29 protein-coding genes and 1 tRNA gene are annotated in these 24,011 nt (G+C 72.2%); 16 read left to right on the top strand and 14 right to left on the bottom strand.

Annotation, left to right across the window (positions count from 1 at the left end; all coding sequences use genetic code 11):
- Positions 1–10: 10 nt before the first annotated feature.
- Positions 11–1,312: a nicotinate phosphoribosyltransferase gene (locus ACFPLC_RS04815; protein WP_378188678.1), complete on the bottom strand. Its 1,302-nt coding sequence runs from the start codon at positions 1,310–1,312 to the stop codon at positions 11–13.
- A 74-nt stretch (positions 1,313–1,386) separates the two neighbouring features.
- Between ACFPLC_RS04815 and clpS the strand changes: the two genes are divergently transcribed.
- Genes clpS through ACFPLC_RS04800 form a run of 3 tightly spaced genes read left to right on the top strand, consistent with a single transcriptional unit; the run spans position 1,387 to position 3,229 of the window.
- On the top strand, positions 1,387–1,686 hold the full coding sequence (gene clpS / locus ACFPLC_RS04810; protein WP_004560461.1) for an ATP-dependent Clp protease adapter ClpS: 300 nt from the start codon (positions 1,387–1,389) through the stop codon (positions 1,684–1,686).
- Complete coding sequence (locus tag ACFPLC_RS04805) at positions 1,683–2,240, top strand: DUF2017 domain-containing protein (protein ID WP_378188677.1); 558 nt, start codon at positions 1,683–1,685, stop codon at positions 2,238–2,240. Before clpS ends, ACFPLC_RS04805 begins: the two co-directional genes overlap by 4 nt.
- Entirely contained in the window at positions 2,237–3,229 is a 993-nt protein-coding gene (locus ACFPLC_RS04800) for a P1 family peptidase (RefSeq protein ID WP_378188675.1), read from the top strand. The genes ACFPLC_RS04805 and ACFPLC_RS04800 overlap by 4 nt, the downstream gene beginning before the upstream one ends.
- Here ACFPLC_RS04800 and ACFPLC_RS04795 read toward each other — a convergent pair.
- Complete coding sequence (locus ACFPLC_RS04795; protein ID WP_378188674.1) at positions 3,214–3,594, bottom strand: hypothetical protein; 381 nt, start codon at positions 3,592–3,594, stop codon at positions 3,214–3,216. The two genes, ACFPLC_RS04800 and ACFPLC_RS04795, sit on opposite strands and share 16 nt — an antisense overlap.
- Before the next feature lie 81 nt (positions 3,595–3,675).
- Between ACFPLC_RS04795 and ACFPLC_RS04790 the strand changes: the two genes are divergently transcribed.
- The 4 genes from ACFPLC_RS04790 to ACFPLC_RS04775 all read left to right on the top strand — a co-directional run bounded on the left by ACFPLC_RS04790 (position 3,676) and on the right by ACFPLC_RS04775 (position 6,106).
- Complete coding sequence (locus tag ACFPLC_RS04790) at positions 3,676–4,083, top strand: M67 family metallopeptidase (protein WP_191316370.1); 408 nt, start codon at positions 3,676–3,678, stop codon at positions 4,081–4,083.
- Between the two features lie 66 nt (positions 4,084–4,149).
- Positions 4,150–4,422, top strand: coding sequence for a MoaD/ThiS family protein (locus ACFPLC_RS04785; protein ID WP_191316369.1), 273 nt, complete (start codon positions 4,150–4,152; stop codon positions 4,420–4,422).
- 3 nt (positions 4,423–4,425) lie between these two features.
- Complete coding sequence (locus ACFPLC_RS04780) at positions 4,426–5,376, top strand: PLP-dependent cysteine synthase family protein (RefSeq protein WP_378188673.1); 951 nt, start codon at positions 4,426–4,428, stop codon at positions 5,374–5,376.
- A 13-nt stretch (positions 5,377–5,389) separates the two neighbouring features.
- Positions 5,390–6,106 carry an aspartate/glutamate racemase family protein gene (locus ACFPLC_RS04775; protein ID WP_378188672.1) on the top strand — a complete coding sequence of 239 codons (717 nt, stop codon included), beginning with the start codon at positions 5,390–5,392 and terminating at the stop codon, positions 6,104–6,106.
- Here the strand turns inward: ACFPLC_RS04775 and ACFPLC_RS04770 are convergent.
- The gene (locus ACFPLC_RS04770) at positions 6,064–6,924 is read right to left on the bottom strand and encodes an arylamine N-acetyltransferase family protein (RefSeq protein ID WP_378189063.1); all 861 of its coding nucleotides are present in this window, start codon (positions 6,922–6,924) and stop codon (positions 6,064–6,066) included. The two genes, ACFPLC_RS04775 and ACFPLC_RS04770, sit on opposite strands and share 43 nt — an antisense overlap.
- Before the next feature lie 84 nt (positions 6,925–7,008).
- Here ACFPLC_RS04770 and ACFPLC_RS04765 point away from each other — a divergent pair, with 84 nt between their 5' ends.
- The 5 genes from ACFPLC_RS04765 to rdgB are packed head-to-tail and all read left to right on the top strand — an operon-like array spanning position 7,009 to position 10,637.
- On the top strand, positions 7,009–7,638 hold the full coding sequence (locus ACFPLC_RS04765) for a rhomboid family intramembrane serine protease (protein ID WP_378188671.1): 630 nt from the start codon (positions 7,009–7,011) through the stop codon (positions 7,636–7,638).
- Complete coding sequence (gene murI, locus ACFPLC_RS04760; RefSeq protein ID WP_378188670.1) at positions 7,635–8,441, top strand: glutamate racemase; 807 nt, start codon at positions 7,635–7,637, stop codon at positions 8,439–8,441. The genes ACFPLC_RS04765 and murI overlap by 4 nt, the downstream gene beginning before the upstream one ends.
- Before the next feature lie 29 nt (positions 8,442–8,470).
- Positions 8,471–9,238, top strand: coding sequence for an MBL fold metallo-hydrolase (locus ACFPLC_RS04755; RefSeq protein ID WP_191316364.1), 768 nt, complete (start codon positions 8,471–8,473; stop codon positions 9,236–9,238).
- Between the two features lie 23 nt (positions 9,239–9,261).
- Complete coding sequence (gene rph, locus ACFPLC_RS04750) at positions 9,262–10,038, top strand: ribonuclease PH (RefSeq protein ID WP_093948149.1); 777 nt, start codon at positions 9,262–9,264, stop codon at positions 10,036–10,038.
- Positions 10,035–10,637: an RdgB/HAM1 family non-canonical purine NTP pyrophosphatase gene (gene rdgB, locus ACFPLC_RS04745; protein WP_378188668.1), complete on the top strand. Its 603-nt coding sequence runs from the start codon at positions 10,035–10,037 to the stop codon at positions 10,635–10,637. The genes rph and rdgB overlap by 4 nt, the downstream gene beginning before the upstream one ends.
- Positions 10,638–10,664: 27 nt before the next feature.
- On the opposite strand, the gene bcp is transcribed toward rdgB, so the two are convergent.
- The 4 genes from bcp to ACFPLC_RS04725 form a co-directional block, all read right to left on the bottom strand.
- Positions 10,665–11,138, bottom strand: coding sequence for a thioredoxin-dependent thiol peroxidase (gene bcp / locus ACFPLC_RS04740; RefSeq protein WP_378188667.1), 474 nt, complete (start codon positions 11,136–11,138; stop codon positions 10,665–10,667).
- 15 nt (positions 11,139–11,153) lie between these two features.
- Positions 11,154–11,699 carry a hypothetical protein gene (locus ACFPLC_RS04735; protein WP_378188666.1) on the bottom strand — a complete coding sequence of 182 codons (546 nt, stop codon included), beginning with the start codon at positions 11,697–11,699 and terminating at the stop codon, positions 11,154–11,156.
- Between the two features lie 190 nt (positions 11,700–11,889).
- A complete protein-coding gene (locus tag ACFPLC_RS04730) occupies positions 11,890–12,072 on the bottom strand; it encodes a hypothetical protein (RefSeq protein ID WP_191316359.1) in 183 nt (60 codons plus the stop codon).
- Positions 12,073–12,203: 131 nt separating this feature from the next.
- Positions 12,204–13,091, bottom strand: a complete 888-nt coding sequence (locus ACFPLC_RS04725; RefSeq protein ID WP_378235703.1) for a hypothetical protein — start codon at positions 13,089–13,091, stop codon at positions 12,204–12,206.
- A 108-nt stretch (positions 13,092–13,199) separates the two neighbouring features.
- On the opposite strand from ACFPLC_RS04725, the gene ACFPLC_RS04720 reads away from it, so the two are divergent.
- Complete coding sequence (locus tag ACFPLC_RS04720; protein ID WP_378188663.1) at positions 13,200–14,159, top strand: hypothetical protein; 960 nt, start codon at positions 13,200–13,202, stop codon at positions 14,157–14,159.
- Here ACFPLC_RS04720 and ACFPLC_RS04715 read toward each other — a convergent pair.
- Positions 14,156–15,073: a helix-turn-helix domain-containing protein gene (locus tag ACFPLC_RS04715; protein ID WP_378188661.1), complete on the bottom strand. Its 918-nt coding sequence runs from the start codon at positions 15,071–15,073 to the stop codon at positions 14,156–14,158. The two genes, ACFPLC_RS04720 and ACFPLC_RS04715, sit on opposite strands and share 4 nt — an antisense overlap.
- Positions 15,074–15,143: 70 nt before the next feature.
- On the opposite strand from ACFPLC_RS04715, the gene ACFPLC_RS04710 reads away from it, so the two are divergent.
- Positions 15,144–16,085 carry a saccharopine dehydrogenase NADP-binding domain-containing protein gene (locus ACFPLC_RS04710; RefSeq protein ID WP_378188660.1) on the top strand — a complete coding sequence of 314 codons (942 nt, stop codon included), beginning with the start codon at positions 15,144–15,146 and terminating at the stop codon, positions 16,083–16,085.
- A 70-nt stretch (positions 16,086–16,155) separates the two neighbouring features.
- Here the strand turns inward: ACFPLC_RS04710 and ACFPLC_RS04705 are convergent.
- Positions 16,156–16,229: transfer RNA gene (locus tag ACFPLC_RS04705), tRNA-Leu, on the bottom strand.
- Between the two features lie 99 nt (positions 16,230–16,328).
- Here ACFPLC_RS04705 and ACFPLC_RS04700 point away from each other — a divergent pair.
- Positions 16,329–16,550 (top strand): DUF3618 domain-containing protein, encoded by a 222-nt coding sequence (locus tag ACFPLC_RS04700; RefSeq protein WP_004559246.1) that lies wholly within the window; start codon positions 16,329–16,331, stop codon positions 16,548–16,550.
- A 3-nt stretch (positions 16,551–16,553) separates the two neighbouring features.
- On the opposite strand, the gene ACFPLC_RS04695 is transcribed toward ACFPLC_RS04700, so the two are convergent.
- On the bottom strand, positions 16,554–16,973 hold the full coding sequence (locus ACFPLC_RS04695; RefSeq protein WP_378189062.1) for a hypothetical protein: 420 nt from the start codon (positions 16,971–16,973) through the stop codon (positions 16,554–16,556).
- A gap of 204 nt (positions 16,974–17,177) precedes the next feature.
- Positions 17,178–17,735: a TetR/AcrR family transcriptional regulator gene (locus ACFPLC_RS04690; protein WP_378189061.1), complete on the bottom strand. Its 558-nt coding sequence runs from the start codon at positions 17,733–17,735 to the stop codon at positions 17,178–17,180.
- Between the two features lie 113 nt (positions 17,736–17,848).
- On the opposite strand from ACFPLC_RS04690, the gene ACFPLC_RS04685 reads away from it, so the two are divergent.
- The gene (locus ACFPLC_RS04685; RefSeq protein WP_378188659.1) at positions 17,849–19,306 is read left to right on the top strand and encodes a flavin-containing monooxygenase; all 1,458 of its coding nucleotides are present in this window, start codon (positions 17,849–17,851) and stop codon (positions 19,304–19,306) included.
- 68 nt (positions 19,307–19,374) lie between these two features.
- On the opposite strand, the gene ACFPLC_RS04680 is transcribed toward ACFPLC_RS04685, so the two are convergent.
- From ACFPLC_RS04680 to ACFPLC_RS04670, 3 genes are all read right to left on the bottom strand, one after another.
- Positions 19,375–19,845, bottom strand: a complete 471-nt coding sequence (locus ACFPLC_RS04680; RefSeq protein WP_378188658.1) for a helix-turn-helix domain-containing protein — start codon at positions 19,843–19,845, stop codon at positions 19,375–19,377.
- Between the two features lie 179 nt (positions 19,846–20,024).
- Positions 20,025–21,689 carry an LCP family protein gene (locus tag ACFPLC_RS04675; protein WP_378188657.1) on the bottom strand — a complete coding sequence of 555 codons (1,665 nt, stop codon included), beginning with the start codon at positions 21,687–21,689 and terminating at the stop codon, positions 20,025–20,027.
- Positions 21,690–21,833: 144 nt separating this feature from the next.
- Positions 21,834–23,987: a phospholipase A2 gene (locus tag ACFPLC_RS04670; RefSeq protein WP_378188656.1), complete on the bottom strand. Its 2,154-nt coding sequence runs from the start codon at positions 23,985–23,987 to the stop codon at positions 21,834–21,836.
- Between the last annotated feature and the right edge of the window lie 24 nt (positions 23,988–24,011).

Raw genomic sequence — 24,011 nt, 5'->3', positions numbered from 1 at the left:
GGACTCCTTCTCAGAGAAACAGCGTCGGGATGGCGGGCTCGCCGTGCGAGAGCTTGAGGCCCTCCCAGGGCAGGCTGACCAGGCCGCGGCGCAGCCGCTGCCGCGCGTCGTCGAGCGTAGGCAGGTCCGGCTCGGGGCGGCCACCGCGGATCAGGGGGATCTGCAGCGGCCGGTCGTTGGCTTCGGGCTCGGGCGCGTCGCCGGAGGTCGTCCAGACGACTTCCTCGACCGCCGTGCCGGTGCCGCGGTGGCGCCGCAGCGCGGACTTGCGCCCGCCGCGGGACTCCTTGTGCGCGCTGCGCTTGGCGACCGGCTTGCCGTCCACCTCGACCAGCTTGTAGACCATGCCGGCGGTCGGCGCGCCGGACCCGGTGACCACCGAGGTGCCGACGCCGTACGCGTCCACCGGCTCCGCGCGCAGCGCCGCGATGGCGTGCTCGTCGAGGTCGCCGGACACCACGATCCGGGTGTCCTTCGCGCCGAGGGAGTCCAGCTGCTCGCGGGCGCGGCGGGCGAGCGGGCCGACGTCGCCGGAGTCGATCCGGATCGCGCCGAGCTCGGGTCCGGCGACGCGGACCGCGGTTTCGATGCCCGCGGTGATGTCGTAGGTGTCGACCAGCAGCGTGGTGTCCGCGCCCATCTTGTCCACCTGGGCGCGGAAGGCCGCCTCCTCGCTGTCGTGCAGCAGCATGAAGGCGTGCGCGACGGTGCCGCGCGTCGGGATGCCGTAGCGGCGCCCGGCTTCCAGGTTGGACGTCGTCGCGAAGCCGGCCAGGTAGGCGGCACGCGCGGCCGCGACGGCGGCGTACTCGTGCGTGCGGCGGCCACCCATCTCGATGATCGGGCGGCCGTGCGCGGCGCCGGACATCCGGGCCGCGGCCGAGGCGATGGCGCTGTCGTGGTTGAGGATGGACAGCACCAGCGTCTCGAGCAGCACGCATTCGCCGAACGAGCCGGTGACGGTGAGGATCGGCGAGCCGGGGAAGTACAGCTCGCCCTCGGGGTAGCCGTCGATGTCGCCCGAGAACTCGTAGTCGGCGAGCCAGGCCAGCGTCGCTTCGTCGACGACCGCGGTGGCCTCCAGCTGCGCCAGTTCGGCGTCGGTGAAGCGGAAGTCCGCGATGGCGTCGAGCACCCGCGCGGTGCCCGCGACGACGCCGTAGCGGCGCCCGTCCGGCAGCCTCCTGGCGAAGACCTCGAACACGCAGGGCCGCGCGTGCGTCCCGTCGGCGAGCGCGCTGCCCAGCATGGTCAGCTCGTAGTGGTCGGTGAGCAGCGCAGTGCTGGCCGTGACCGGCTCCGGTGAACCCATGGGGTAAGCCTATTCACCCACATGGCCGGACCTGGCGCGGCGTACCCCGTCACCCCCGTGACACCATGGGGTGCATGTCCACGCCTGTTGCATCCGAACAGACGCAGGTCGAACCGGCCGGTGCGGAAGTCGCCGAGTCGGACACCCCCTGGCGGACCGTGGTCTGGAACGACCCGGTGAACCTGATGTCGTACGTGACGTACGTCTTCCAGAAGCTGTTCGGCTACAGCCGCGACCACGCCACCAAGCTGATGCTGGACGTGCACCACAAGGGCAAGGCGATCGTGTCGTCGGGCAGCAAGGAGAAGGTGGAGACGGACGTGGCGAAACTCCACGCGGCGGGCCTCTGGGCCACCATGGAGCAGCCCTCGTGAACGGTTGGCGGCGCAAGGGCGCGGTGATCCACGCGGGGTTCGAGCAGCAGGAAGCGGCCGTGCTGCGCGGGCTGGTCAGCCAGCTCGAGGACATGCTCACCGCGCGGGCCGAAGAGGCACCCCAGGACGAGCTCGCCGAGCTCACCGGCATCCGGACCGGGCCCACCGAGTCCCCGGACGACCCGGTGCTCTCGCGGCTGCTCCCGGACTTCCACAAGCTCGACCCGGACAACCCGTCCCGTGAGGACATCGACTCGGTCGCGGCGATGCGCTCGCTGCACGAGCCGGAGCTGCTCGACATCAAGGTCGGCGTGGCCAAGATCGTGCTCGACACGCTGCCCCGCGACGGCGGCCACGTCCGGCTGACCGAGGAGCAGGCCGACGCCTGGCTGGGCGCGCTCAACGACGTCCGGCTGGCGCTGGGCATCGCGCTCGACGTCACCGAGGACATGCCCGACGAGCTGCCCGAGGACGACCCGCGGGCGCCCCACCTCGGCGTCTACCACTGGCTGACGTGGGTGCAGGAGACGCTGATCCAGGCGCTGACCGGATGATCACCGACGTGCCGGGTGTGCTGGTCGGGCACCACGAGCGGGTCGGCGACGGCTGGGCCACCGGCACGACGGTGGTGCTGGTGCCCGAGGGCGCGGTCGGCGCGGTCGACCAGCGCGGCGGCGCGCCCGGCACCCGGGAGACGAACCTCCTCGAACCGGAGAACCTGGTCCAGCGGGTCAACGCCGTGTGCCTCTCCGGCGGTTCGGCCTACGGGCTCGCCGCGGCCGACGGCGTGATGCGGTGGCTGGCGGAGCGCAACCTGGGCTTCCCGGTCGGGACGCAACCGCACGAGGTGGTGCCGATCGTGCCCGCGGCCGTGCTGTTCGACCTGCCGCGCAGCGAGTGGGGCAACCGGCCGGACGCATCCTTCGGGTACGCGGCCTGCTCGGCCGCCTCGGACTCGTTCGCCATGGGGACGGTCGGGGCGGGCGCGGGGGCGGCGGTCGGGTCGCTCAAAGGCGGGATCGGGTCGGCCAGCGAGGTCGTGGGCGAGTTCACGGTGGGCGCGCTGGCGGCGGTGAACGCGGCCGGCGAGGCCGTGGACCTGACGACCGGCCGCGCCTACGCGGCCGACCACGGCGACTTCGGCGTGACGTGGCCTTCGCGGGCCGCCGACCTGCCGTCCCGCCGGACGGACCTCAACACGACGATCGGCGTGGTCGCGGTCGACGCGGCGCTGTCGAAGGCCGAAGCGCGGCGGATCGCGGTCGCGGCGCAGGACGGGCTGGCGCGGGCGGTCCGTCCGGCCCACACGATGTTCGACGGCGACACGGTGTTCGCGCTGGCCACGGGGGCGCTCGAGCTGCCGGACGCGAGCGGCCCGTTCGGTGCGGCGGCGCGCCCGGCGGCCCTGGACGCGCTGTGCTCGGCCGCGGCGCGGGTGTTCGCGCGGGCCATGGTGCACGGCCTTCTGGCGGCGACCACCGCGGGTGGCGTGCCCGCCTACCGGGACGTCTGGCCCGAAGCGTTCGGTCAGGCGCCCGGGTAGGGGTCTTCGGGCAGGGCGTCGCCGGCGGCCTCCAGGTTCGCCGCGCGGACCGCGGCGATGTACTCCTCGTCGATCTCGAGGTCGATGCCGCCGACGGACAGGATCGGCCCGAGCGAGGGGTGGATCTCGAGCGGGCCCAGTTCGGTGGCGCGCGGCAGGCGTTCCCAGATCTGCTTCGGCCGGTTCAGCGTCCAGCGGCTGCAGGCCAGCAGGGTGACGTGCCGGTCGGTCACCATGACCAGGAAGCCGACCCGCAGGCGCATGCGGTTCACGTACAGCGACATGCCGGGGATGAGGTACTGGATCCGCTCGTCCGTGCCGAGGTACATCCGGCACCGGTCACGGACCTTCGACGACAGGGGCACCCGGCCAGTATCCCGGGAACGGCTGGTGAGCGGTATATCTCAACATCTGGACCGGCGTTGTCCACCACCTAAGATGTCGGTGTGCTCCGGATCCGCCGTGAACTCGTCGACGAGATCGTCGCCCACGCCCGTCGTGACCACCCCGACGAGGCGTGCGGGGTGATCGCCGGGCCCGAGGGCTCGGATTCCCCCGAACGGTTCATCCCCATGCTCAACGCGGCCCGGTCGCCGACGTTCTACGAATTCGACTCCGGCGACCTGCTGAAGCTCTACCGCGAGATGGCCGCGAACGACGAGGTGCCGGTGGTCATCTACCACTCGCACACCGCGACCGAGGCCTACCCGTCGCGGACCGACGCGAACATCGCGGCCGAGCCGGACGCGCACTACGTGCTCGTCTCCACCCGCGACCCCGAAGTGCACGAGTTCCGGTCGTACCGGATCGTGGACGCCGAGATCACCGAGGAGCCGGTCGAGATCATCGGCTGACCCTGTCGGAATAAACCGCCGCGCCACCGGCGTCTGCGTGTAAGAACCCACCGGAGGTAAGAACCCATGGCCGTGACCGTCTCCATCCCGACGATCCTGCGCACCCACACCGGCGGCGAGAAGTCCGTCGAGGCGAAGGGCACGACCGTCCTCGAGGTCATCGACGACGTCGAGGCCCGGCACGCCGGCATCAAGGCGCGCCTGGTCAAGGAGGAGAAGCTGCACCGCTTCATCAACGTCTACGTCAACGACGAGGACGTGCGCTTCGCCGGCGGGCTCGAGGCGGAGGTCAAGGACGGCGACACCCTGACCATCCTCCCCGCCGTGGCCGGTGGCTGATCGATGGCTCGCTTCGAGTCGCTGCTCGACGCGCTCGGCGGCACCCCGCTGGTCGGGCTGCCCCGGCTCTCCCCGACGCACGACGTGCGCCTGTGGGCGAAGCTGGAGGACCGCAACCCGACCGGCTCGATCAAGGACCGGCCCGCGCTGGCCATGATCGAAGCCGCCGAGCGCGAAGGCAAGCTCCGCCGCGGCTCCACGATCCTGGAGCCGACGTCGGGCAACACCGGCATCTCGCTGGCCATGGCCGCCAAGCTCAAGGGCTACGGGCTGGTCTGCGTGATGCCGGAGAACACCTCCACCGAGCGCAAGCAGCTGCTGCAGGCCTACGGCGCGCGGATCGTCTTCTCGCCGGCCGCGGGCGGCTCGAACGAGGCCGTCCGCCGGGCGAAGGAGCTGGCCGAGGCGAACCCGGACTGGGTGATGCTCTACCAGTACGGCAACCCGGCCAACGCCGACGCGCACTACCGCGGCACCGGCCCGGAGCTGCTCAAGGACCTGCCGACGCTGACGCACTTCGTGGGCGGTCTCGGCACGACCGGGACGCTGGTCGGCGTCGGGCGCTACCTGCACGAGGCCAAGCCGGACGTCCAGATCATCGCGGCCGAGCCGCGCTACGGCGAGCTGGTGTACGGCCTGCGCAACCTCGACGAAGGGTTCGTGCCGGAGCTGTACGACCCTTCGGTGCTCAACGGGCGGTACTCCGTGGGGGCGTACGACGCTCTGCGGCGCACGCGTGAGCTGCTGGAGCACGAAGGCATCTTCGCGGGCATCTCGACGGGCGCGGTGCTCCACGCGGCGCTGGCGGTGGCCGAGAAGGCCGCGGCCCGGGGCGAGCAGGCGGACGTGGCGTTCGTCGTCGCCGATGCCGGGTGGAAGTACCTGTCCACCGGGGCGTACGCGGGGTCGCTGGACGAGGCGGCGGAGCGGCTCGACGGGCAGCTCTGGGCTTAGGCATCCTGACGGCATGAAGGTCATCGGGCTGCTCGGCGGGATGAGCTGGGAATCCTCGAGCGAGTACTACCGGCTCGTCAACGAGCGGGTGAAAGCCCGCCTCGGCGGGTTCCACTCCGCGCACACCGTGCTGTACTCCGTCGACTTCGCCGCCATCGAGCAGATGCAGGCCGACGGCCGGTGGGACGACGCCGGCGCCGAGCTGAACCGGGCCGCCAAAGCCCTCGAAGCGGCCGGAGCCGACTTCGTCGTGCTCTGCACCAACACCATGCACAAGGTCGCCGACCGGCTGGAACACGGCCTCGGCATCCCGCTGCTGCACCTCGGCGACGCCACCGCCTCGGCCGTCAAGGCCGCCGGGATCCGCCGCGTCGGGCTGCTCGGGACTGGGTTCACCATGGGGCAGCCGTTCTACCGCGACCGCCTCGCCGCGCACGGTCTCGACGTGCTCGTGCCGAGCGCCGAAGACCGCGCCCTCGTGCACCGGATCATCTACGACGAGCTGGTGCTCGGCGTCGTCGAAGCCGCCTCGCGGGAGGCCTACCGCGGCGTGATCGCGCGGCTGGCCGACGCGGGCGCCGAGGGCGTCATCTACGGCTGCACCGAGATCGAGCTGCTGGTCGGCCCCGAGGACTCCCCGGTGCCGACCTTCCCGACGACCCGCCTGCACGCCGAAGCGGCGGTGGACTACGCGCTCGGCACCACCTCGCTGCCTTTGCCGCCGACGTGAGCCTCGTGCTGCGCGACGCACTGCCGCCACAGCCGCTCGCGCTCCGCCGCCGTGAACAGCGCCGCCGGGATGCCGAACACGTCACCGGCGGCCGCCCACCAGTCGCCGGGTGACTCGACCAGTTCCCGGGCGCCGTGGCGGTTCAGGGTGAGCGCGCGCAGGGTGTCCACACCCGCCTCGTCCCGCCGTTGCACCACGCAGACCCGCACGAACCCGGACTCGGGTGCCGTGGACAGCCAGGCGTGCTTCTCCGTGAAGTCCGCCATCTCCGCGACGCCGGGCGCGAAGTCCATGCCGGTGAAGCTGCCCGACTCGTCGTGGTCGAACCGCCAGCCGCCCGGCGCCACTTCCGACGGCCGCAGCCGGTACGTGTGCGGGCCCTGCACGTAGGTGCCTTCCCGGAGGGGGAGCGGCTCGTGCGGGCCGTCGCCGAGCCCCGCGTCGACCAGCCACGCCGTCTCCGGGGCGTCCGGCAGCCCGGTGACGGTCAGCGCCAGGTGGTTCCGGTCGACGTTCGGCGCGTCCGCCGGGCTGCCCTGCACCCCGCCCAGGTGCCGGGTGACCTGGTAGCCGAGCGCGGCCAGCAACGCCGAGAACGCCCCGTTCAGGTGGTAGCAGTAGCCGCCCCGGCCCCGCAGGATCCGCGCCAGCGACGCCGACGGCTCGAGCGGCGTCGGCCGCCCGAGCTGCACCTCCAGCGCCTCGTACGGCACGCGTTCCACGTGGGCGGCGTGCAGGCGCCGCAGCGCTGCTGCGCTCGGCGGCTCGGGATCGAGGCCGAGCCGCGCGAGATAACCGGTGACGTCCATGTCCGACAAACTAGCGGCGACCACCGACAAAACTCCCGGATCAGGGATTTCACCCGAGGTGAAGGGGCCGTGCCCGGACGTAGCCTCGAAGGCGTGAGCACCTTGAGTCCCGCGCCGGAAACCACCGCCGCCAAGCGCGTGCTGCCGCCGAAACCGGTGGCCGCCGCGATCGTCGCGCTGTCGTTCACCCTGTTGCTGTACCTGGTCGAGCTGGTCGACGTCATCCTCCCCGGTGATCTGGACCAGGGCGGCATCCACTCGCGGGCGCTGTCCGGGCTGGACGGCGTGCTGTTCGCCCCGGTCCTGCACGCCGGCTGGTCGCACCTGTTCGCGAACACGGTCCCGGTGCTGGTGTTCTCGTTCCTCGCGATGGCCGCCGGGATCGGCCGGTTCGCGCTGGTCACGGCCATCATCTGGGTGGTCTCCGGACTCGGCGTGTGGCTGGTCGGGCCGTCGGACGGCGTCACCGTCGGCGCGTCCGGGCTGGCCTTCGGCTGGCTCGCCTACCTGCTGGTCCGCGGCCTGTTCAACCGCGCGGCCGGGCAGATCCTGGTCGCCGTCGTCCTGCTCGGCGTGTGGAGCGGCATGCTGGCCGGGCTGCTGCCGGGCAACCCCGGCGTCTCGTGGCAGGGGCACGTCTTCGGCGCGCTGGCCGGCGTCCTGGCGGCCTGGCTGACCACCCGGCGCTCCCGCAAGACCGTCCCGGGTAACCTCGAAGGGTGACGTCTCCGCCCGCTGATGCCCCGATCGGCGTGTTCGATTCCGGCGTCGGCGGGCTGACGGTCGCGAGGGCGATCCTCGAGCAGCTGCCCGCCGAGCAGCTCCGCTACGTCGGCGACACGGCGCACAACCCGTACGGCCCGCTTCCGATCGCCACCGCCCGCAGCTACGCCCTCGCGGCGCTCGACGAGCTGGTCGAGAGCGGCGTGAAGGCATTGGTGATCGCCTGCAACACGGCGTCGGCGGCCTGCCTGCGCGACGCCCGCGAGCGCTACGACGTCCCGGTGATCGAGGTCGTCCTGCCCGCCGCGCGCCGCGCCGTCGTGGCGACGCACACCGGCCGCGTCGGCGTGATCGGCACCGAGGGCACCGTGCGGTCGCGGGCCTACGAAGACGCCTTCGCCGCGGCCCCGGACATCACGCTCACCAGCGTCGCCTGCCCGCGGTTCGTCGACTTCGTCGAGCGCGGCATCACGACCGGGCGGCAGGTGCTCGGGCTGGCGCAGGGCTACCTCCAGCCGCTGCTCGACGCCCAGGTCGACACGCTGGTGCTCGGCTGCACGCACTACCCGCTGCTGCAGGGGGTGCTGCAGATCGTGATGGGCCAGGAGGTCACCCTGGTTTCGAGCGCCGACGAGACGGCGAAGGACCTCGTCCGCGTGCTCACCGAGCAGGACCTGCTGGCCGCGCGGGAGACCCCGCCGCGGCACGAGTTCCTCGCCACCGGGTCGGCGGAGCCGTTCACCCGGCTCGCCCAGCGGTTCATGGGGTTCGCTCCGGGTGTCCTCGCTCCCACAACCGCGTGATCGCGGCGGTGGACGCTTAGGGTGTCGTCGTGCGACTGACCATCCTCGGGTGCTCCGGCAGCATCCCCGGGCCGAACGCCGCCGCGTCCGGTTACCTGGTCGAGGCCGAGGGCTTCCTGCTCGGCCTCGAACTCGGCAACGGCACGCTCGCGCAGCTGCAGGCCGTGGCCGACCCGTTCGACCTGGACGCGCTCGTGCTCACGCACCTGCACCCCGACCACTGCGCCGACGTCAGCGCGCTGACCGTCCTGCGGCGCTACCACCCGGCGCCGCCGTACCCGGCGCGCCCGCGGCTGCTGCCGCTGTACGCCCCGCCGGACGCCCCGGTCCGGCTGGCCAACGCGTACGCGCCCAACGAGACCGAGCGGGCCGTCACGGACCTCTCGGACGTGTACGACTTCCGCCCGCTGCGGCCCGAGCCGTTCCGGATCGGGCCGTTCGAGGTCGTCGCGGTCGAGGTCGACCACCCGACCCCGGCGTACGGCCTGCGGATCTCCTACGGCGGCCGGATCCTCGCGTTCACCGGCGACACCGGCCCGTGCACGGCGCTGAACGAGCTCGCCGACGGCGTCGACCTGCTGCTCGCCGAAGCGTCCTGGACGGACTCGGCCGAACGCCCGGCCGGCGTGCACCTGTCGGGCAAGCAGGCCGGCGAGCTGGCGCGCGACGCCGGCGTCGGGCGCCTGTTGCTGACGCACATCGCGCCGTGGACCGACGCCGGGGCGGTGCTGGCCGAGGCTTCGGCCGGGTTCCCCGGTGCCGAGGTCGTCAAGCAGGGTGCCGTCTACGACGTCTGAGCGGGCGGTCATAGAGTGCACCTGTGGCTCGTAAAGATGGCAGGAACGACGACCAGCTCCGTGACATCAAGATCACCCGGGGGTTCCAGCAGTGGCCTGCCGGGTCGGTGCTGATCGAATTCGGCAACACGCGGGTGCTGTGCGCGGCGAGCGTCACCGAAGGGGTGCCGCGCTGGCGGGCCGGCTCCGGCCTCGGCTGGGTGACGGCGGAGTACGCGATGCTGCCGTCGGCGACCAACACGCGCGGTGACCGCGAGTCGGTGAAGGGCCGGATCGGCGGCCGCACGCACGAGATCTCCCGGCTGATCGGCCGGTCCCTGCGCGCCTGCATCGACCTGGCTGCCCTGGGCGAGAACACGATCGTCATCGACTGCGACGTCATCCAGGCCGACGGCGGCACCCGCACGGCCGCGGTGACCGGCGGTTACGTGGCCTTGGCGGACGCGATCACCTGGCTGGGCGCGGCGAACCGGCTCAACGACCCGCAGCCGCTGTCGTCGTCCGTGGCGGCGGTCAGCGTCGGCGTGGTCGACGGCCGGGTGCGGCTGGACCTGCCGTACGAAGAGGACTCCCGCGCCGAGGTCGACATGAACGTGGTGGCCACGGACGCGGGCACGCTGATCGAGGTCCAGGGCACCGGCGAGGGCGCGACCTTCGCGAGGTCCACTTTGGACACGATGCTGGACATGGCGCTGGCGGGCTGCGCGGAACTGACCCGGCTGCAGAACGAGGCGCTGGCGCTGCCGTACCCGGGCGAGCTGCCGGAGCCGCGTCCGGACAAGAAGAAGGGCTCGAAGTGACGAAGCTGCTTCTGGCCACACGCAACGCGAAGAAGCTCGGCGAGCTGCGGCGGATCGTGGCGGCGGAGGGCCTTTCGGGGCTCGAGGTCATCGGTCTCGCCGACGTGCCTTCGTTCCCTGAGGCGCCGGAGACGGCGCCGGACTTCGAGGGCAACGCGGTGGCGAAGGCCCGTGATGCCGTTGCGGCAACGGGTTTGCCTTCGATCGCCGACGACTCCGGTATCGCCGTGGACGCGCTGAACGGGATGCCGGGGGTGCTGTCGGCCCGGTGGTCTGGACGGCACGGGGACGACGAGGCGAACCTGGACCTGGTGCTGGGACAGCTTCGTGACGTGCCGGACGAGCGGCGCGGAGCGCAGTTCGTCTGCGCGGCGGCGCTGGTGCTGCCGTCAGGGGAGGAGACGGTGGTCCGGGGCGAGTGGCGGGGGACCCTCATTCGGGAACGCCGTGGGACGAACGGGTTCGGGTACGACCCGATCTTCCGGCCGGACGGGGAGTCGCGGACGTCGGCGGAGATGGAACCGGCGGAGAAGGACGCGGTTTCCCACCGGGGCCTGGCTTTGCGGCTGCTGGTGCCGGCGCTGCGGGACCTGGGTTAAGGTCCGCAGCACCGGCCCGTTCGGGCTTCAGGAAGCCAAACCGAGGTCCCGGATCAGCTTCGCCACGTGGCCGGTCGCCCGGACGTTGTAGAAGGCGTGGGCGATCTTGCCGTCGGTGTCGACGACGAACGTCGAGCGGATCACGCCCAGGTACGTCTTGCCGTAGTTCTTCTTCTCGCCGTACGCGCCCCACGCTTCGATGACCGTCTTCTCCGGGTCGCCCAGCAGCGGGAACGTCAGGCTCTCGTTCGCGGCGAACTTCGCGAGCTTCGCCTGCGTGTCCGGTGAAATGCCGACCACCTGGTAACCGGCGTCGTTCAGCTCGGCGAGGTTGTCGCGGAAGTCGCAGGCCTGCTTGGTGCAGCCCGGGGTGCTCGCCGCCGGGTAGAAGTACACCACCACGTTCTTGCCGCGGAAGTCGCGCAGGGACACGTCCTTGCCCTCGCTGTCGGGCAGGGTGAAGTCCGGGGCTGCGTCACCGGGGGAAAGGCGCTCGGTCATGCGCCGAGCCTAACGTCAGGCGGGACCGCAGTAGGTGACCGCGGCGGGTTCGGTCGCGCTCGGCCGGATCTGCAGCCGCAGCTGCGTCTGCTCGCGCGGCACCGCGAACGCCAGCGTGAGGTGCACCGAGCGGCCCGGCAGCACGTCCTTGCCCGCGTCGGTGATGCCGGTGAAGCCCTGGGTGGTGTCCACGACCTGCTTGACCGCCGTGCCGCCGGAGGTGGCGGTGACGTTGAGGCCCGAGAGCTTGTACGTCGTCGAGCCGTCGTTGGTCAGCTGGACGTCGAACGCCGCGCCGCGCGGGCTCTGCGGGTACGCCGAGGGGCTGGGGCGGAACGACTGCGGGGAGCCGACGGAGATGGTGAGGCCGCTGGCGAACCGGTGGTCCACGCCGAACTTGAGGTCGTTGCCCGCCGGGGAGGCCGAAGCGCCGGCCCCCGCCGGGGAGCCCGCCGCGCCGAGTGCCGCGGTGCCTTCGTGAGGCGCAGGGACCCCGCACGCCACCGCCAGGCCGAGCAGTCCTGCGGCGAACATGATCTTGCGGGTGCGCGCGAGCGCCATTGCGGGTACTCCAGTCGGCGGGTCGGGTGCCGTCGGCAACGGGGGATTGCCGGGCGAACCCGCTCCACTCTGGCCGTGATCGCGCGCGGTTACGAGGCGCGACCGCCGGTTGTCGCGCACCTGGTGCCACCCCGTGGCCAATCCGTGACCGGAACGGCACGGCTGGTGACAATCTCTGCCCACATGCCACTTAAACCGCGAGCGCGAACAAGAGGATGAAGATCGCGACGCCGGCCACCCACGCCGTCATCAGCCAGCCGAAATCCCGGACCGGGTCGACCGCGCGGCTCTCCTCGCCGGGCACGTACACGCCGCGCTCCTCGAACCAGTCCGCCCAGCGGGCGATCCAGTGCAACGGGTTGCGCGACGACACGCTTCACCTCCGGGGGCGCGGTTCTGCACCGTCACAGTACGCGTTCGGTCACGCACACCGGAAGGCGCGGGCGGCCGTCCCCGGCCGACTCGCCACGGTCGGGTGAACTTCGATTTCGCTCGTGTAGAAGTTCACGCCAGTCCGTGACGGCGCAGAATCGTCACGGCACGCACGGTCGCGTAACCGCGCCACTCGAGGGTCGCGGCGGGCGAGAAGCTCGCGAAATCCACCCGCCAGCCCCCGTCGTCCTGTTGTGCGGCCGCGAGCCGCCGCAGCTCGGCGTCGATGACGTCGTCGGTGAACAACGCGCGCGCCGGGCGGTCCGGCAGCGGGGCGAAGTCCAGGGCGCGGAGGGTCTCGCCGTCCGAACCACCGGCCACCGGGGCCAGTCCGTCGGCCGGGACGAACGCGGCGAGGTGGTCCAGGAGCGTGGCCGCCTCCTCGTGGAGTTCGTGCGCCGCGTCCGCGAACTGCACCGCGAAGGACAACGCGATCGCGTGCGGCGGCGCGGAAAGCTCGCGGATGGCGCGGAAGCAGTACCGCGTCGCCGCGGCCAGCCACGGGTGCTCGCGCACGGCCCGGTCGTGGCGGGCGACGCGCAGGGCCACGCCGGCGGTGAACGCGGTGCTCTGCAGCGTGGCCTCCGCCGGATCGGCCTGGACCCAGAAGGGCGCGCAGCCTGCCGGGTCCGCCACCGGCACGGCGAACGGCAGGCCACCGTCCGGACGGGACACCGTGGCCAGCCAGTCGCAGAGCTTCTCCGCGTGCGGCGTCGTCGCCGGGGCGATTTCCTCGAACACCTCGAAGGCGTGCAGGGCGCCGCCGGGCTGGCTTTCCGGAGCCCGCAGGTCCGGCTCGAGGCCCCAGCCGTAGCCGCCGTCGGCGTTGCGGTAGCCGTCGACGGCGGCCAGCACCGCGTCGGGATCGGCGGTGCCGGCGAGCAGTTCGAAGCGGCGGCGGTCGAGGAGGCGGGCGTGCGTCGCCATGAAGGACGCCGCCGCGGGAAGGTTCACGGGCATGCCGCCAGGGTCGCACCCGCCGGTGCGGCCGGTCTTGAACGGATCGGACCCCCGGCACCGCACAGGCGGCGGTATTCGCGGCCGGGTCGCGGTGTGACACTGCAGGGCGTGAACGCGGGCCGGGAGTTCGAACGACCCGCTGCGCCGGCCGGCCGGGTCGCGCCGCAGCGGCGGATCAGCGCGTCACCCGCGCTCGTCGAGCTCCAGCGCACCGCGGGAAACCGGGCCGTCGCCGAGCTGGTCGTCCAACGTCAGCAGCGGGCACCGACCGCTCCGGCCGCGGCACCGTCCGGGCCGCTGCTCTACATCGTGGTCCGGGACCGGGGGCTGGACGCCGGCGGTGGCACCTACGCCGACGACCTGGAACGCGCCAAGACGATCCTCATGAGCCGCCGCACCACCGGCGAGTGGACGCTGGTGCTGTCCATCCACGGCTCGGAGGATCGGCTCGGCGCGCAGGCGCCCCCGCATTGGCAGCAGAACGCCCGGTTCTACGACGCTGCGGCGATCGGCGCGCTGTTCGGCGGCGACCCCGCCTTCGTGCGGTGGCGGGACCAGTTCGGCCCGAACCGGCTCGTGATGAACTCCTGCCAGGTCAGCGCCGGCTTCGAACGGACCCTGATCGCCAACCTGACCCGCACCCCCGCGCCGGCGCAGGCCCGGCAGGGCGCGCAGGGGCTCGGCGAGGGCTGCCGTCCGATGACCACGACCGAGCACCTGGTCTACGACAACCCCCGGCTCGGCTTCCGCGACGCCACGATCACCACCCGGGCGCAGTGGAACCGCATCCCCGAGGCGGACCGGGCCGGTCTGCAACAGCAGCTGCGCGATCTCAACCGTGAGTTCGGCTATTTCGGCCAGGCCCCGGTGCCGGACGCGGAAGTGGTGCAGTACTACTTCGACGTAGCACCCCGGGGCGGCTGGGCCAAGATCGAAGTCGGCGTGGGCCCGCACGGGGCCGAGCAGGCGACCGGTATCCCGTTCTGGAACCGGGCCACCGGGCCACGGCGGGCGGAGTTCAACCGCCTGTGCGATCGGGGCATCGGCCGGTTGCCGGAACGCCGCTAGCTCCGGAACGTCCGGCGGTAGGTGTCCGGCGGCACCCCGACCGTCCGGTTGAAGTGCCGCCGCAAGGTCGTCGCCGTGCCCATGCCGACCGCCTCCGCGACCGCGTCGATGCTCGCGTCCGTGTTCTCCAGCAGTTCCTGTGCCCGGCGGATGCGCTGGTTGAGCAACCACTGCAACGGCGTCGTCCCGGTGGCCGACCGGAAGTGGCGGCCCAGGTGGCGGGAGCTCATGTTCGCGCGGCGGGCCAGGTCCGCCACCGTCAGCGGCCGGTCGAGGCGGGCCGTGATCCACGGGAGGAGCGCGGCCAGCGGGTGGTCGTCGCGGGCCGGGACCGGGGCCGGGACGAACTGGGCCTGGCCGCCCGCTCGGTGCGGCGGCACCACCAGGCGGCGGGCGATCGCGTTGGCCGCCGCCGGGCCGTGGTCGGCGCGGACCAGGTGCAGGCACAGGTCCATGGCCGCCGCCTTGCCCGCCGAGGTGAGGATCCGGCCGTTGTCGACGTAGAGCACGTCCGGGTCCACCGTCACGCGCGGGTGGCGGGCGGCGAGGACGTCCGTGTGGGCCCAGTGCGTGGTGGCCCGCAAGCCGTCCAGGAGACCCGCGGCCGCCAGCACGAACGCGCCCGTGCAGAGCGAGGCCACCCGTGCGCCGCGGGCGTGGGCGGCCCGCACGGCATCGATGAGGTCGGCCGGCGGGGGCCGGTCGACGTCGGCCCAGCCCGGGACGAGCACCGTGTCCGCCTGCGCCAGCCGGTCGAGGCCGTGGTCCGGCTCCAGGATGAACCGGCCCACCCGCACCGGGGCCGAGCCGCAGACCGCGAAGCCGTACCGGGGGTCGTCGCCGAACACCTCGGTGGCGATCGTCAGCTCGAACGACAGCATTCCGTCGGTGGCGGCGAGGGCGACGGCGTGCATGTCCGAAAGTGTACGCACCACGTCGTTCCGGACACTGGTGACGGCGTTCCCGGCCGATCAGGATGGCCGCATGACTTCGGTACTGGTTTACGGCGCCTACGGGCACACAGGCCGCTTTGTGGTGGCTGAGCTGCGGGAACGCGGGTTCGACGTGGTCCTTTCCGGACGCGACGCGGCGAAGCTGCCGGGCGGGCGGCCGGCGTCGGCCGCCGATCCGGCCTCCCTCGACCGCGCGCTCGACGGCGTCGACGCGGTGATCAACTGCGCGGGCCCGTTCGCGGAGACGGCCCTGCCGCTCGCCGGGGCGGCCATCCGCGCCGGCGTCCCGTACGTGGACGTCGCCGCCGAAATCGAGGCGAACCTCGACACTCTCGCGCTGACGGCGGACACCGCGGTGGTGCCCGCGATGGCGTTCTTCGGCGGCCTGGCCGACCTGCTGGCCACGGCGGCGATGGGCGACTGGACGGCGGCCGACGAGGTGCACGTCGCCTACGGGCTCAGCGGCTGGCGCCCGACGGCCGGGACCCTCGCCGCGGGCCGGGTCTCCCGGGAACGCCGTGGCGGCAAGCGCATCCGCTACGCGGGCGGACGGCTGGAGCACCGCGACGACGCCCTGCCGACGCGCGAGTGGCCGTTCCCCGAGCCGCTGGGCCCGCGGCCCGTTTTCGCCGAGTTCTCGATGGCCGACATCGTCACCATCCCGCGGCACCTGAAGGTCCGCGACGTCATCAGCTACATGACGCTCGACGCGGCGCAGGGCCTCGCGGCGGCCGGTGAGCGCGACGCGGCCGAGACGTTCGTGGTGGACGTCGTGGTGCGGGCGGGGGACGACGAGCGCCGGATCGTGGCGCGCGGCGAGGACATCTACGCGGTCAGCGCGCCGCTGGCGGTGGAGGCGGTGGACCGGATCCTGACCGGGCGGACGAAGGCAAAAGGTGTCGCGACGGCGGGGGAGATGTTCGACGCGGCCGATTTCCTGAGGGTGCTGGCTCCCCGGATCACCGTGGCGTAGGCACTTCTGGGGCACGACGCCCGACCAGGCGCCGAACCTGGAGGGAACGGCGCTGGTCAGCGCATTCGGGTGGGCCCGGAGAGACTCGAACTCTCACTGGCATGGACCTAAACCATGTGCCTCTGCCAATTGGGCTACGGGCCCCCGGCAGTGGGCAGCCTAGCGTGCGGCGTGGCCCGTGCGGCGGCGGTGGGGCGGTCGACTAAGTTGGGGCCCGGAAGTCCCATGCGGCGAGGAGGACACGTGGCCCGCGATCCCGAGACGATCGAGCGTGAGATCGAGCAGGCCAGGACGGCTCTGGCGGCGACGCTCGACCAGCTGACCGTCAAGGCCGACCCGAAGAAGCTCGCCGACGCGGCCAAGGACGGCGTGCGCGCCAAGCTGGACAACCCCAAGGTCAAGTTCCCGCTGATCGGTGCGGGTGTCCTGGTGCTGGTCCTGCTGGTGCGCAAGCTCCTGAAGTAGCGCTCAGGCCTGCTTGGCCGGCGCCTTGCTCTCCGCGGCGGGCGCCGGCTCGGCCGGGGCCTTGCGGTCCTCGACCGCCTTGGGGAGCTGCTTGCTCGGCGGCAGCGGGGGCTTCTTGTCCGCGGACGCCGGAGTCTGCTGCTTCGGCACGCTGCCGGGCGGCGGGACCTCGAGCGGCGGCAGCTTCGGGAGCGTCAGCCGGGCCGTCATGTACGCGCTGGTGAAGTCCAGTGCACTGCCGTTGAGCAGGTGCACCACCGTCGTCTTGGCGTCGCCCGCGAGCTCCTCGACCAGCTGGTCGGCCCGGTCGCGCGCGGCGATGATGCCGGGCTCGCGAGCGGTCAGCTCCTTGCCGCGGCCGCTGACCGTGATGGCCCAGTCGGCGTCTTCCTGCACGTACGTCGCCGTGATCGTTTCCACCATCTGCCTCACACCCCTCTCCCTCACCAGCATCCTTACACAACCGTGACTCGGTCACCGCACTTTCGTGACGTGACTCCCGAGCCCCTCCTCCGGCCGTGAAAGTCCAGCACACTTTCTACCCTGTCCTCAGAACAGTAGAGCAACTCTGTGTCACAGGACACGATAGCTGTGCGTAACCGCCGGATGGCCTAGTGCACGCGCACGCTAACGTGCACGCTGCCGCAGGCCGGTCCACAGCACGTCCATGGCGTATTCGGTGGCCGTTTCGGGGCTCACTTCCTCGTGCTGCTCGCACCAGATCGCGAGCCGCTCGCACGCTCCGACCACGAATTCCGCGGCCGCTTCGGCCCTCAGGTCGTCCCCCGTGTCGAAGTGGCCGCTCATCAGCGCCGCGATGAGGTCGGTCTGCTGGCGCCGGGTCTCCTCGACCTCGTCGGCCGCCGGCGTGCCGATCAGCACCATTTCGTGCCGCAGCAGCGACCACGCCTGGCGGCGCTCCCGGATGAAGACGAAGAAGGCCAGCAGACCGCGCCGGAGCGCGTCCTCGGCGTCGACGGCCCCGACCGTCGCCTGCTCGGTGACCTCGCGCAGCACCGCCCGCGACTCCCGGATGCAGGCCAGCAGCAGCCCTTCCTTCGAGTTGAAGTACTCGTAGAGCATCGGCTTCGAGACACCCACCAGTTCGGCGATCTCGTCCATCGACGCCGCCGCGTACCCGCGTGCCGAAAAGACCTGCTCGGCGACCTCGATCATCTGCCGCATCCGGTCGGCCCGGGGCATGCGCTTGCGCTTGGCGGTGGTCACGGGCAACACTCTACCGCTGGTAACCTACTCCCAGTAAGATGGACGACGAGTAACAGGAACCCGGAGGCGTCATGGGCAACCGCACGGAGACCGGGGTCGTCATCGTCGGGACCGGGTTCTCCGGTCTCGGCATGGCGATCCAGCTGCGCAAGGAAGGCCGCGAGGACTTCGTCATCCTCGAAAAGGCCCACGACGTCGGCGGCACCTGGCGCGACAACAGCTACCCGGGCTGCGCCTGCGACATCCCGTCGCACATGTACTCGTTCTCCTTCGAGCAGAACCCGGCCTGGTCGCGGGCCTACTCGCCGCAACCGGAGATCTGGCGCTACCTGCGCGAGGTCGCCGACAAGCACGACCTGCGCCGGTTCGTCCGCTTCGGGCAGGAGATGACCGGTGCACGCTGGGACGAGGAGGAGAACCGCTGGCACGTCGCCACGAGGGGCGGCGACGAGTTCGCGGCGAACGCGCTGGTCGCCGGGGTCGGCGCGCTCCACCTGCCGATGATCCCCGAGCTGCCCGGAATCGAGCGGTTCGAGGGCCCGGCCTACCACTCGGCGCGGTGGCGCCACGACGTCGACCTCGCGGGCAAGAAGGTCGCCGTCATCGGCACCGGCGCCAGCGCGGTGCAGTTCGTGCCGAAGATCGCACCCGACGTGGCGGAGCTGACGCTGTTCCAGCGGACGCCGCCGTGGGTCATGCCGAAGGCCGACCACGAGATGTCCGGCCGGACGCGCGCGCTGTTCAAGGCGTTTCCGCCGGCCCAGCGCGCCTACCGCACCCTGCTCTACTGGCTGCTCGAAGCGCGGGCGATCGGCTTCAACGGCCAGTCGTGGGTGATGAAGCTCGGGCAGCGGATCGCCCAGCGCAACATCGACCGGGCGATCGAGGACCCGCAGCTGCGGCGCAAGGTGACCCCGGACTACACGATGGGCTGCAAGCGGGTGCTCATCTCCAACGACTACTACCCGGCGCTGGCGCGCGACAACGTCGACGTCGTGACCGAGGGCGTCCGGGAGGTCCGCGAGCGCAGCGTCGTCGACGCCGCAGGGGTCGAGCACGAGGCCGACGTCATCATCTACGGCACCGGCTTCCACGTCACCGACGCCTTCGACGACCTGGAGATCGTCGGCCGCGGCGGGCGCAACCTCGGCAAGGAATGGGCGACCGAGGGGATGCGGACGCACCTCGGCATCACTGTCGCCGGGTTCCCGAACCTGTTCTTCCTGCTCGGCCCGAACACCGGCCTGGGGCACAACTCCGTCGTGTTCATGATCGAGGCCCAGATCGCCTACATCGCCGAAGCGCTGCGGCTGGCCCGTGGCCGGGCGATCGAACCGAAACCCGAGGTGCAGGAGCGGTTCAACGCGCGGATCCAGCGCAAGCTCGCGAAGGGCATCTGGACCCGCGGGGGCTGCAAGAGCTGGTACCTGGACGCGAAGGGCGTCAACCGGACGATCTGGCCCGGCTTCACCTGGCGGTACTGGCTGGACGCGCGGAAGGTGCGGCGCGAGGACTTCCTGGTCGGCTGAACCCGTGCAGTGAATGACTCATTCCTTGCGTCAGACGCCAGGAATGAGTCATTCACTGCGTTCGGGGATCAGCGGGAGGTGTAGCGGCGGAGGCGGGCGATCAGCTCCACCGTGGGCAGGCTGCACAGCTCGGCCATGCGCTCGAGGGCGGGCAGGTCGAGGGCGACCTCGCCGCCGCCCTGCTCGCCGGCCTGCCGCAGCCGGTCTTCGGCCCAGCGGCGCAGCGGCAGCAGGTCGGCCGGGGCGTCGGCGACGACCTTGCGCAGGTCGACGCGGACCCGGCCGGGCTCGTCAAGGAACACCCGGCGGTGCACCTTGGCCAGCAGGTCCTGGGGCAGTTCGTCCATCGCGACGCACAGCTCGACCAGGCGCACGACGGAGCACTGTCTGGTGCCCAGCTCGTAGGTGGCCAGCGTCTGCAGCGAGATCTCGCTCTGCAAGTGCTGGTTCAGCTCCTTGCGCGTCCACCCTCGGCTGCGCCGGAGCTTGCGGAGCTCGTCTCCGAGGATCCGCTGGTACTCCTCAGCGTCGATCAGCACATCAATGTCCCCTGCCGTGCGCTCCCACGGCACCGCACGAGCGTGATAATTCCCGTGCAGGTGCACCCTCACGTGTATGTAAGTGCGCTGAGGCCCGGCCCTTACGCGATTTCGGGCATGTCTTTGATACCGATTGCGCGAGTTAGGCCGATCGGGTTAACGGCGGCTCGCTCACCGGGTCAGTTCACGCAGGGAACGCCCTCGGCGGTGATCGGCTTCTCCTCGTCCGCGGCGGCCGGCGGAGGGGCCGCTGCCTGCGACGTCGCCCCCGCGGCGCCGGCGCCCGAGCTCGCGTCGGTGCCCTGGTAGTCGGCGCCGAGGAACACGGTCACGTGGCCCGCCGGCACGCTCTTGTCCTCTTGGATCGTCGGCGAGCCGCCCAGCGCGTCCGCGACGGCCTGGCCCTTGTCCTTGCCGCCCTTCGGCACCCAGATCACCGTGGTCTTGCGCGCGGTCGCGTTGGCCGTCTCGCCGGAGGTGAAGCCCCTGCTCTCGAGGGTCTTGGCGACCCCCGCCGCCAGGCCGGTGCGGCCGGAGGCGTTGCGGACGTCGACCGTCGTCGCCTTGTTGGCGGGGTCGGCCTGCTGGGCCGGCGGGGCCTGCTGGCTCGACGGCGGCCCGGCGAGGCCCTGCACGAACTGCTTCACCTCGGCGGGGTCTATCTGGATGGCCGAGCCGTCTTCGGGGGTCTTGTAGTCGATGTTCTTCACCGGGATGGTGCGGAACTCCAGCTGGCCGCCGGTCAGGCCCTTCATCTGCTGGGCGAACCCGAAGATGTCCCAGTTCTGGTTGAGCACGACCGACTTCTTGATCGCCTCGATCAGGTCGTTGAGCTTGCCCGGGTTGGTCAGCGTGCCCGCCGAGAGCACCTTGCGCGCCATGCCGGCCATGAACACCTGCTGGCGCACGACGCGGTCGAGGTCGCCGTTCGGCAGGCCGTGGCGCTGCCGGACGAACTCGAGCGCCTCGACACCGGAGATCGTGTGCTGGCCCTTGGTGAAGTTCGCGCCGGAGTACTGGTCCTTGACGTTGTTGTTCAGGCAGACGTCGACGCCGCCGATGGCCTTGGTGATCTCGCTGAAGCCGAGCAGGTTCACCGCGGCGTAGTTGTCGATGGTCGACCCGGTCAGCTTCTGGACCGTGTCGATGAGCTCTTTCGCCCCGGCCTGGTTGGCCTTGACGTCGATTTCCTTCGGATCGGTGACGCCCTGCTTCTGCAGGTCCCGGCGAGCCGAGACCATCGCTCGCGCGTACGCCGAGTTGATCTTGTGCTTCCCGTAGCCCGGGATGTCGACGTAGGTGTCGCGGGGCAGCGAGATCGCGACGGCCTTGCCGCCGTCGTTGGGGATGTGCACGAAGATCAGCGAGTCGGTGTTGAGCTCGCCGTCGGCGTCGCCGGCGCGCAGCTCGTCGAGCACCTCGCGCGGCAGGGGGTTGCCCTGGGCGTCGGTGCGGCTGTCGAGGCCGACCAGCAGGATGTCGCGGGCGCCGTCGGCGGGCTTGTCGCCACCGCCGCCGTCGCTGATCACGTTCGTGTAGTTCAGCCCGTTGACCAGGCCCTGCATGGCCGCCCACGCGTACCCGGTCAGGCCCATCACCAGCAGCGAGACGACGGCCAGCGAGATCTTCGCGCCGCGGAAGGAGGTGCGGCTTGCGCGCGGGGCCGGGCGCGGCTGCGGACGGCGGGACGGCGACGGGGGCGTGCGGCGCGCGTCCGCCGGCTCGCGGCGGGGGGCGGGGCGGCGCGGCGGCGTGCCGCGACGTGCGTCGTCCCGGCCTGGCACGTCCTGCCAGGGCCGGGCGGGGCGACGGCCGCCTTGCCCGTTCCGAGGCGGGTGATCCACGCGGGCGACTCCTCACTCCATCGATCGGGTGGTGCTAGGGATGGGACGCATGGTGCCTGCCCCGGGTTGCTGCAGCGTTACACATCCCCCCGCCGATGTGTCATGCACCACCCAGTTTCCCGCACGTTCGACGGTTTCGCCTGGTCAGGACGTCACATTGGCCGGTGTCCGAGCCGGGATGAGGGTGCCCGCGGCGGCCAGCAGGGCAAACGCGGCCGTCACCGCGTGGAGGGCGACGCCGAGGAAGCCCGGCGTGCTGCCGTCGGCGGCGAAGAGCAGCGAGGGCGCGCAGGCGAGCGCCGTCGCCAGCCAGGTGCCGGTCGCCGCGCCCGCCCCGATCCGGATCGTGTGCAGCAGGAAGACCCCGAGCAGCAGGTGCACCAGGCTCTGGATCGGGTCGAGCCGCAGGCCCAGCAGGTCGGCGTCGGCGGCGACCCCGCCGAAGCGGGTCAGCGCGAAGCCGAACACGCCCAGCGTCGCGTAGCCGATCCCGAGCCCGGCCGCGGCCCGGGTGAGCACCGCCGTCCGGCGGCCGGGGTGGTCGGCCGCCCGCGGCTCCCGCACGCCGTGGGTGTGCCGTTCGAACCACCAGAAGACCAGCGTGGCGGGCACCGCGAGCAGCCCGACCGCGACCAGCGTGCGTGGGCGGACCAGCCAGCTGAAACCGTCGGCGATCCGGCCGGGCAGGTACACGACGGCGACCAGCAGCAGCATCGCGGCGAGGAACGCCAGGTAGAGGCTCATCGGCGCGCGCAGGACGAGCCGGCAGGCGCGGGCGACGCCGGGCCGGTCGCCGAGCCGGCCGAGCGGGCGGGCCAGCAGCCCGAGCAGGCCCAGCTGGACCAGGCCCAGCAGCAGCACGCCCCACGGCGGCGCGGAGAACGCGGCGGGCGCGCCCGGGCTGCCGAGCAGGACGGGTGGCCCGTCCCGCAGGACGCTCATCCCGGCGAGGCCCGCGAGCCCGGCCACGGCGGCCGCGGCGAGCAGCCGCCGCGACGGCCGGACGCCGCCGGCGTGGGCGAAGGCGAGCTGCTGGGCGAGCAGGGCGATGGCGAACGTCGCCGCGTAGCGCGGCAACGGCGAACCGGACCAGCTCGCGGCCAGCTCGCCGGCGGCGACCAGGGCGAGCAGGCCGACGGCCGCGTTCACCGGCGCCCGGCGGTGCAGGGCCAGCAGCGGCGGAGCGCAGACGATCGTCAGCAGGTAGACGCCGAGCAGCCAGAGCGGGTGCAGGGCGATCCGCATCACCGTCGCGGTCGTCCCCGCCGGGCTGCCCAGCAGTTCGAGCGCGAGCGGCGTCAGCAGCGCCACGACCGCGAACATCAACGCCGGGCGCAGCAGCGGGCTCGCGCGTTCGGCCAGGTAGTGGCGGTAGCCGCCGCCCGCCTCCTGCTCGGCGCGCCAGCCGGCGGCGTTGGCGTGGCCGCCGGCGAAGTAGATCAGCGGGGCGAGCTGGGCGAGCCAGGTCAGCGGCCACAGCGCCGGCTCGGGGGCCCCGGCCCAGTGCGCGAGCGCCGCCACCGACTCGCCGAGCAGCAGGAGCACGACCCCGCCGGCCCCGAGCAGGGCCCACCTGCTGACCTCCGCGGGAACGGCGGCGGGCACGGGCGCCCGCGGCTCGCGGCGGGCGCGCAGCCAGCCGCGCAGCCGGAAGACCAGCAGGCAGCCGATGACGAGCACCCCGGCGACCATCGGGCCGATCGGGTCGCCGACCGGCGGGCCCCAGCGCTGGTGCCACGAGTTGACGACCAGCCCGGCCGAGTAGAGGGAGGCGACGACCCGGCAGGTGAGCGCGGAGTTCATCGGGTTGAGGTCGCAGGCGTGGTGCATGTCGTAGGACAGCCGGTCGTCCAGGGCCTCCCGGACCTCCGGGCCGAGCGGGTGGCCCTTGCGGTCGGCGTACCGCAGCAGGTCGTAGCCGAGGTCGTGGGCCTTGCACGGCACGGCGTAGTCCCACTTCGTGTTGTCGTCGCCCCACGGCGTCGAGCAGCCGCCGTCGGTGTGCACGGCGCGGACCGTGCCGTCGCGGGCGGGCATCGCGCCCGGGGTGACCCCGCTGAGCGCGGTGAAGTCCTTCGGCAGCAGGGCGAGCGCGTCGGGGTGCGGGCCGGGGTGGACCAGCGCCTCGATGGCGTTCTGCGCGGCCAGCACGTCACCGGTGGGCGGGCCCTGGTCCGGCGGCGACGGCGGGCGCGAGGCGATCAGCCCGAAGGCGAAGACGACCAGCAGGACCAGCAGCAGCCAGCCCGACGTCGACCAGGGTCGGCGGGTGCGTGGCGGATCGGTCGGGGCCGGCATGGGTTCAAGGGTGCCAGCCCCGCT

The organism is Amycolatopsis plumensis (genome assembly GCF_042652605.1).
In the GTDB taxonomy this organism is placed as follows: Bacteria; Actinomycetota; Actinomycetes; order Mycobacteriales; family Pseudonocardiaceae; genus Amycolatopsis; species Amycolatopsis plumensis.
The sequence above is the reverse complement of the archived record's forward strand: the minus strand, read 5'-3'. Positions and strand labels throughout refer to the sequence as shown.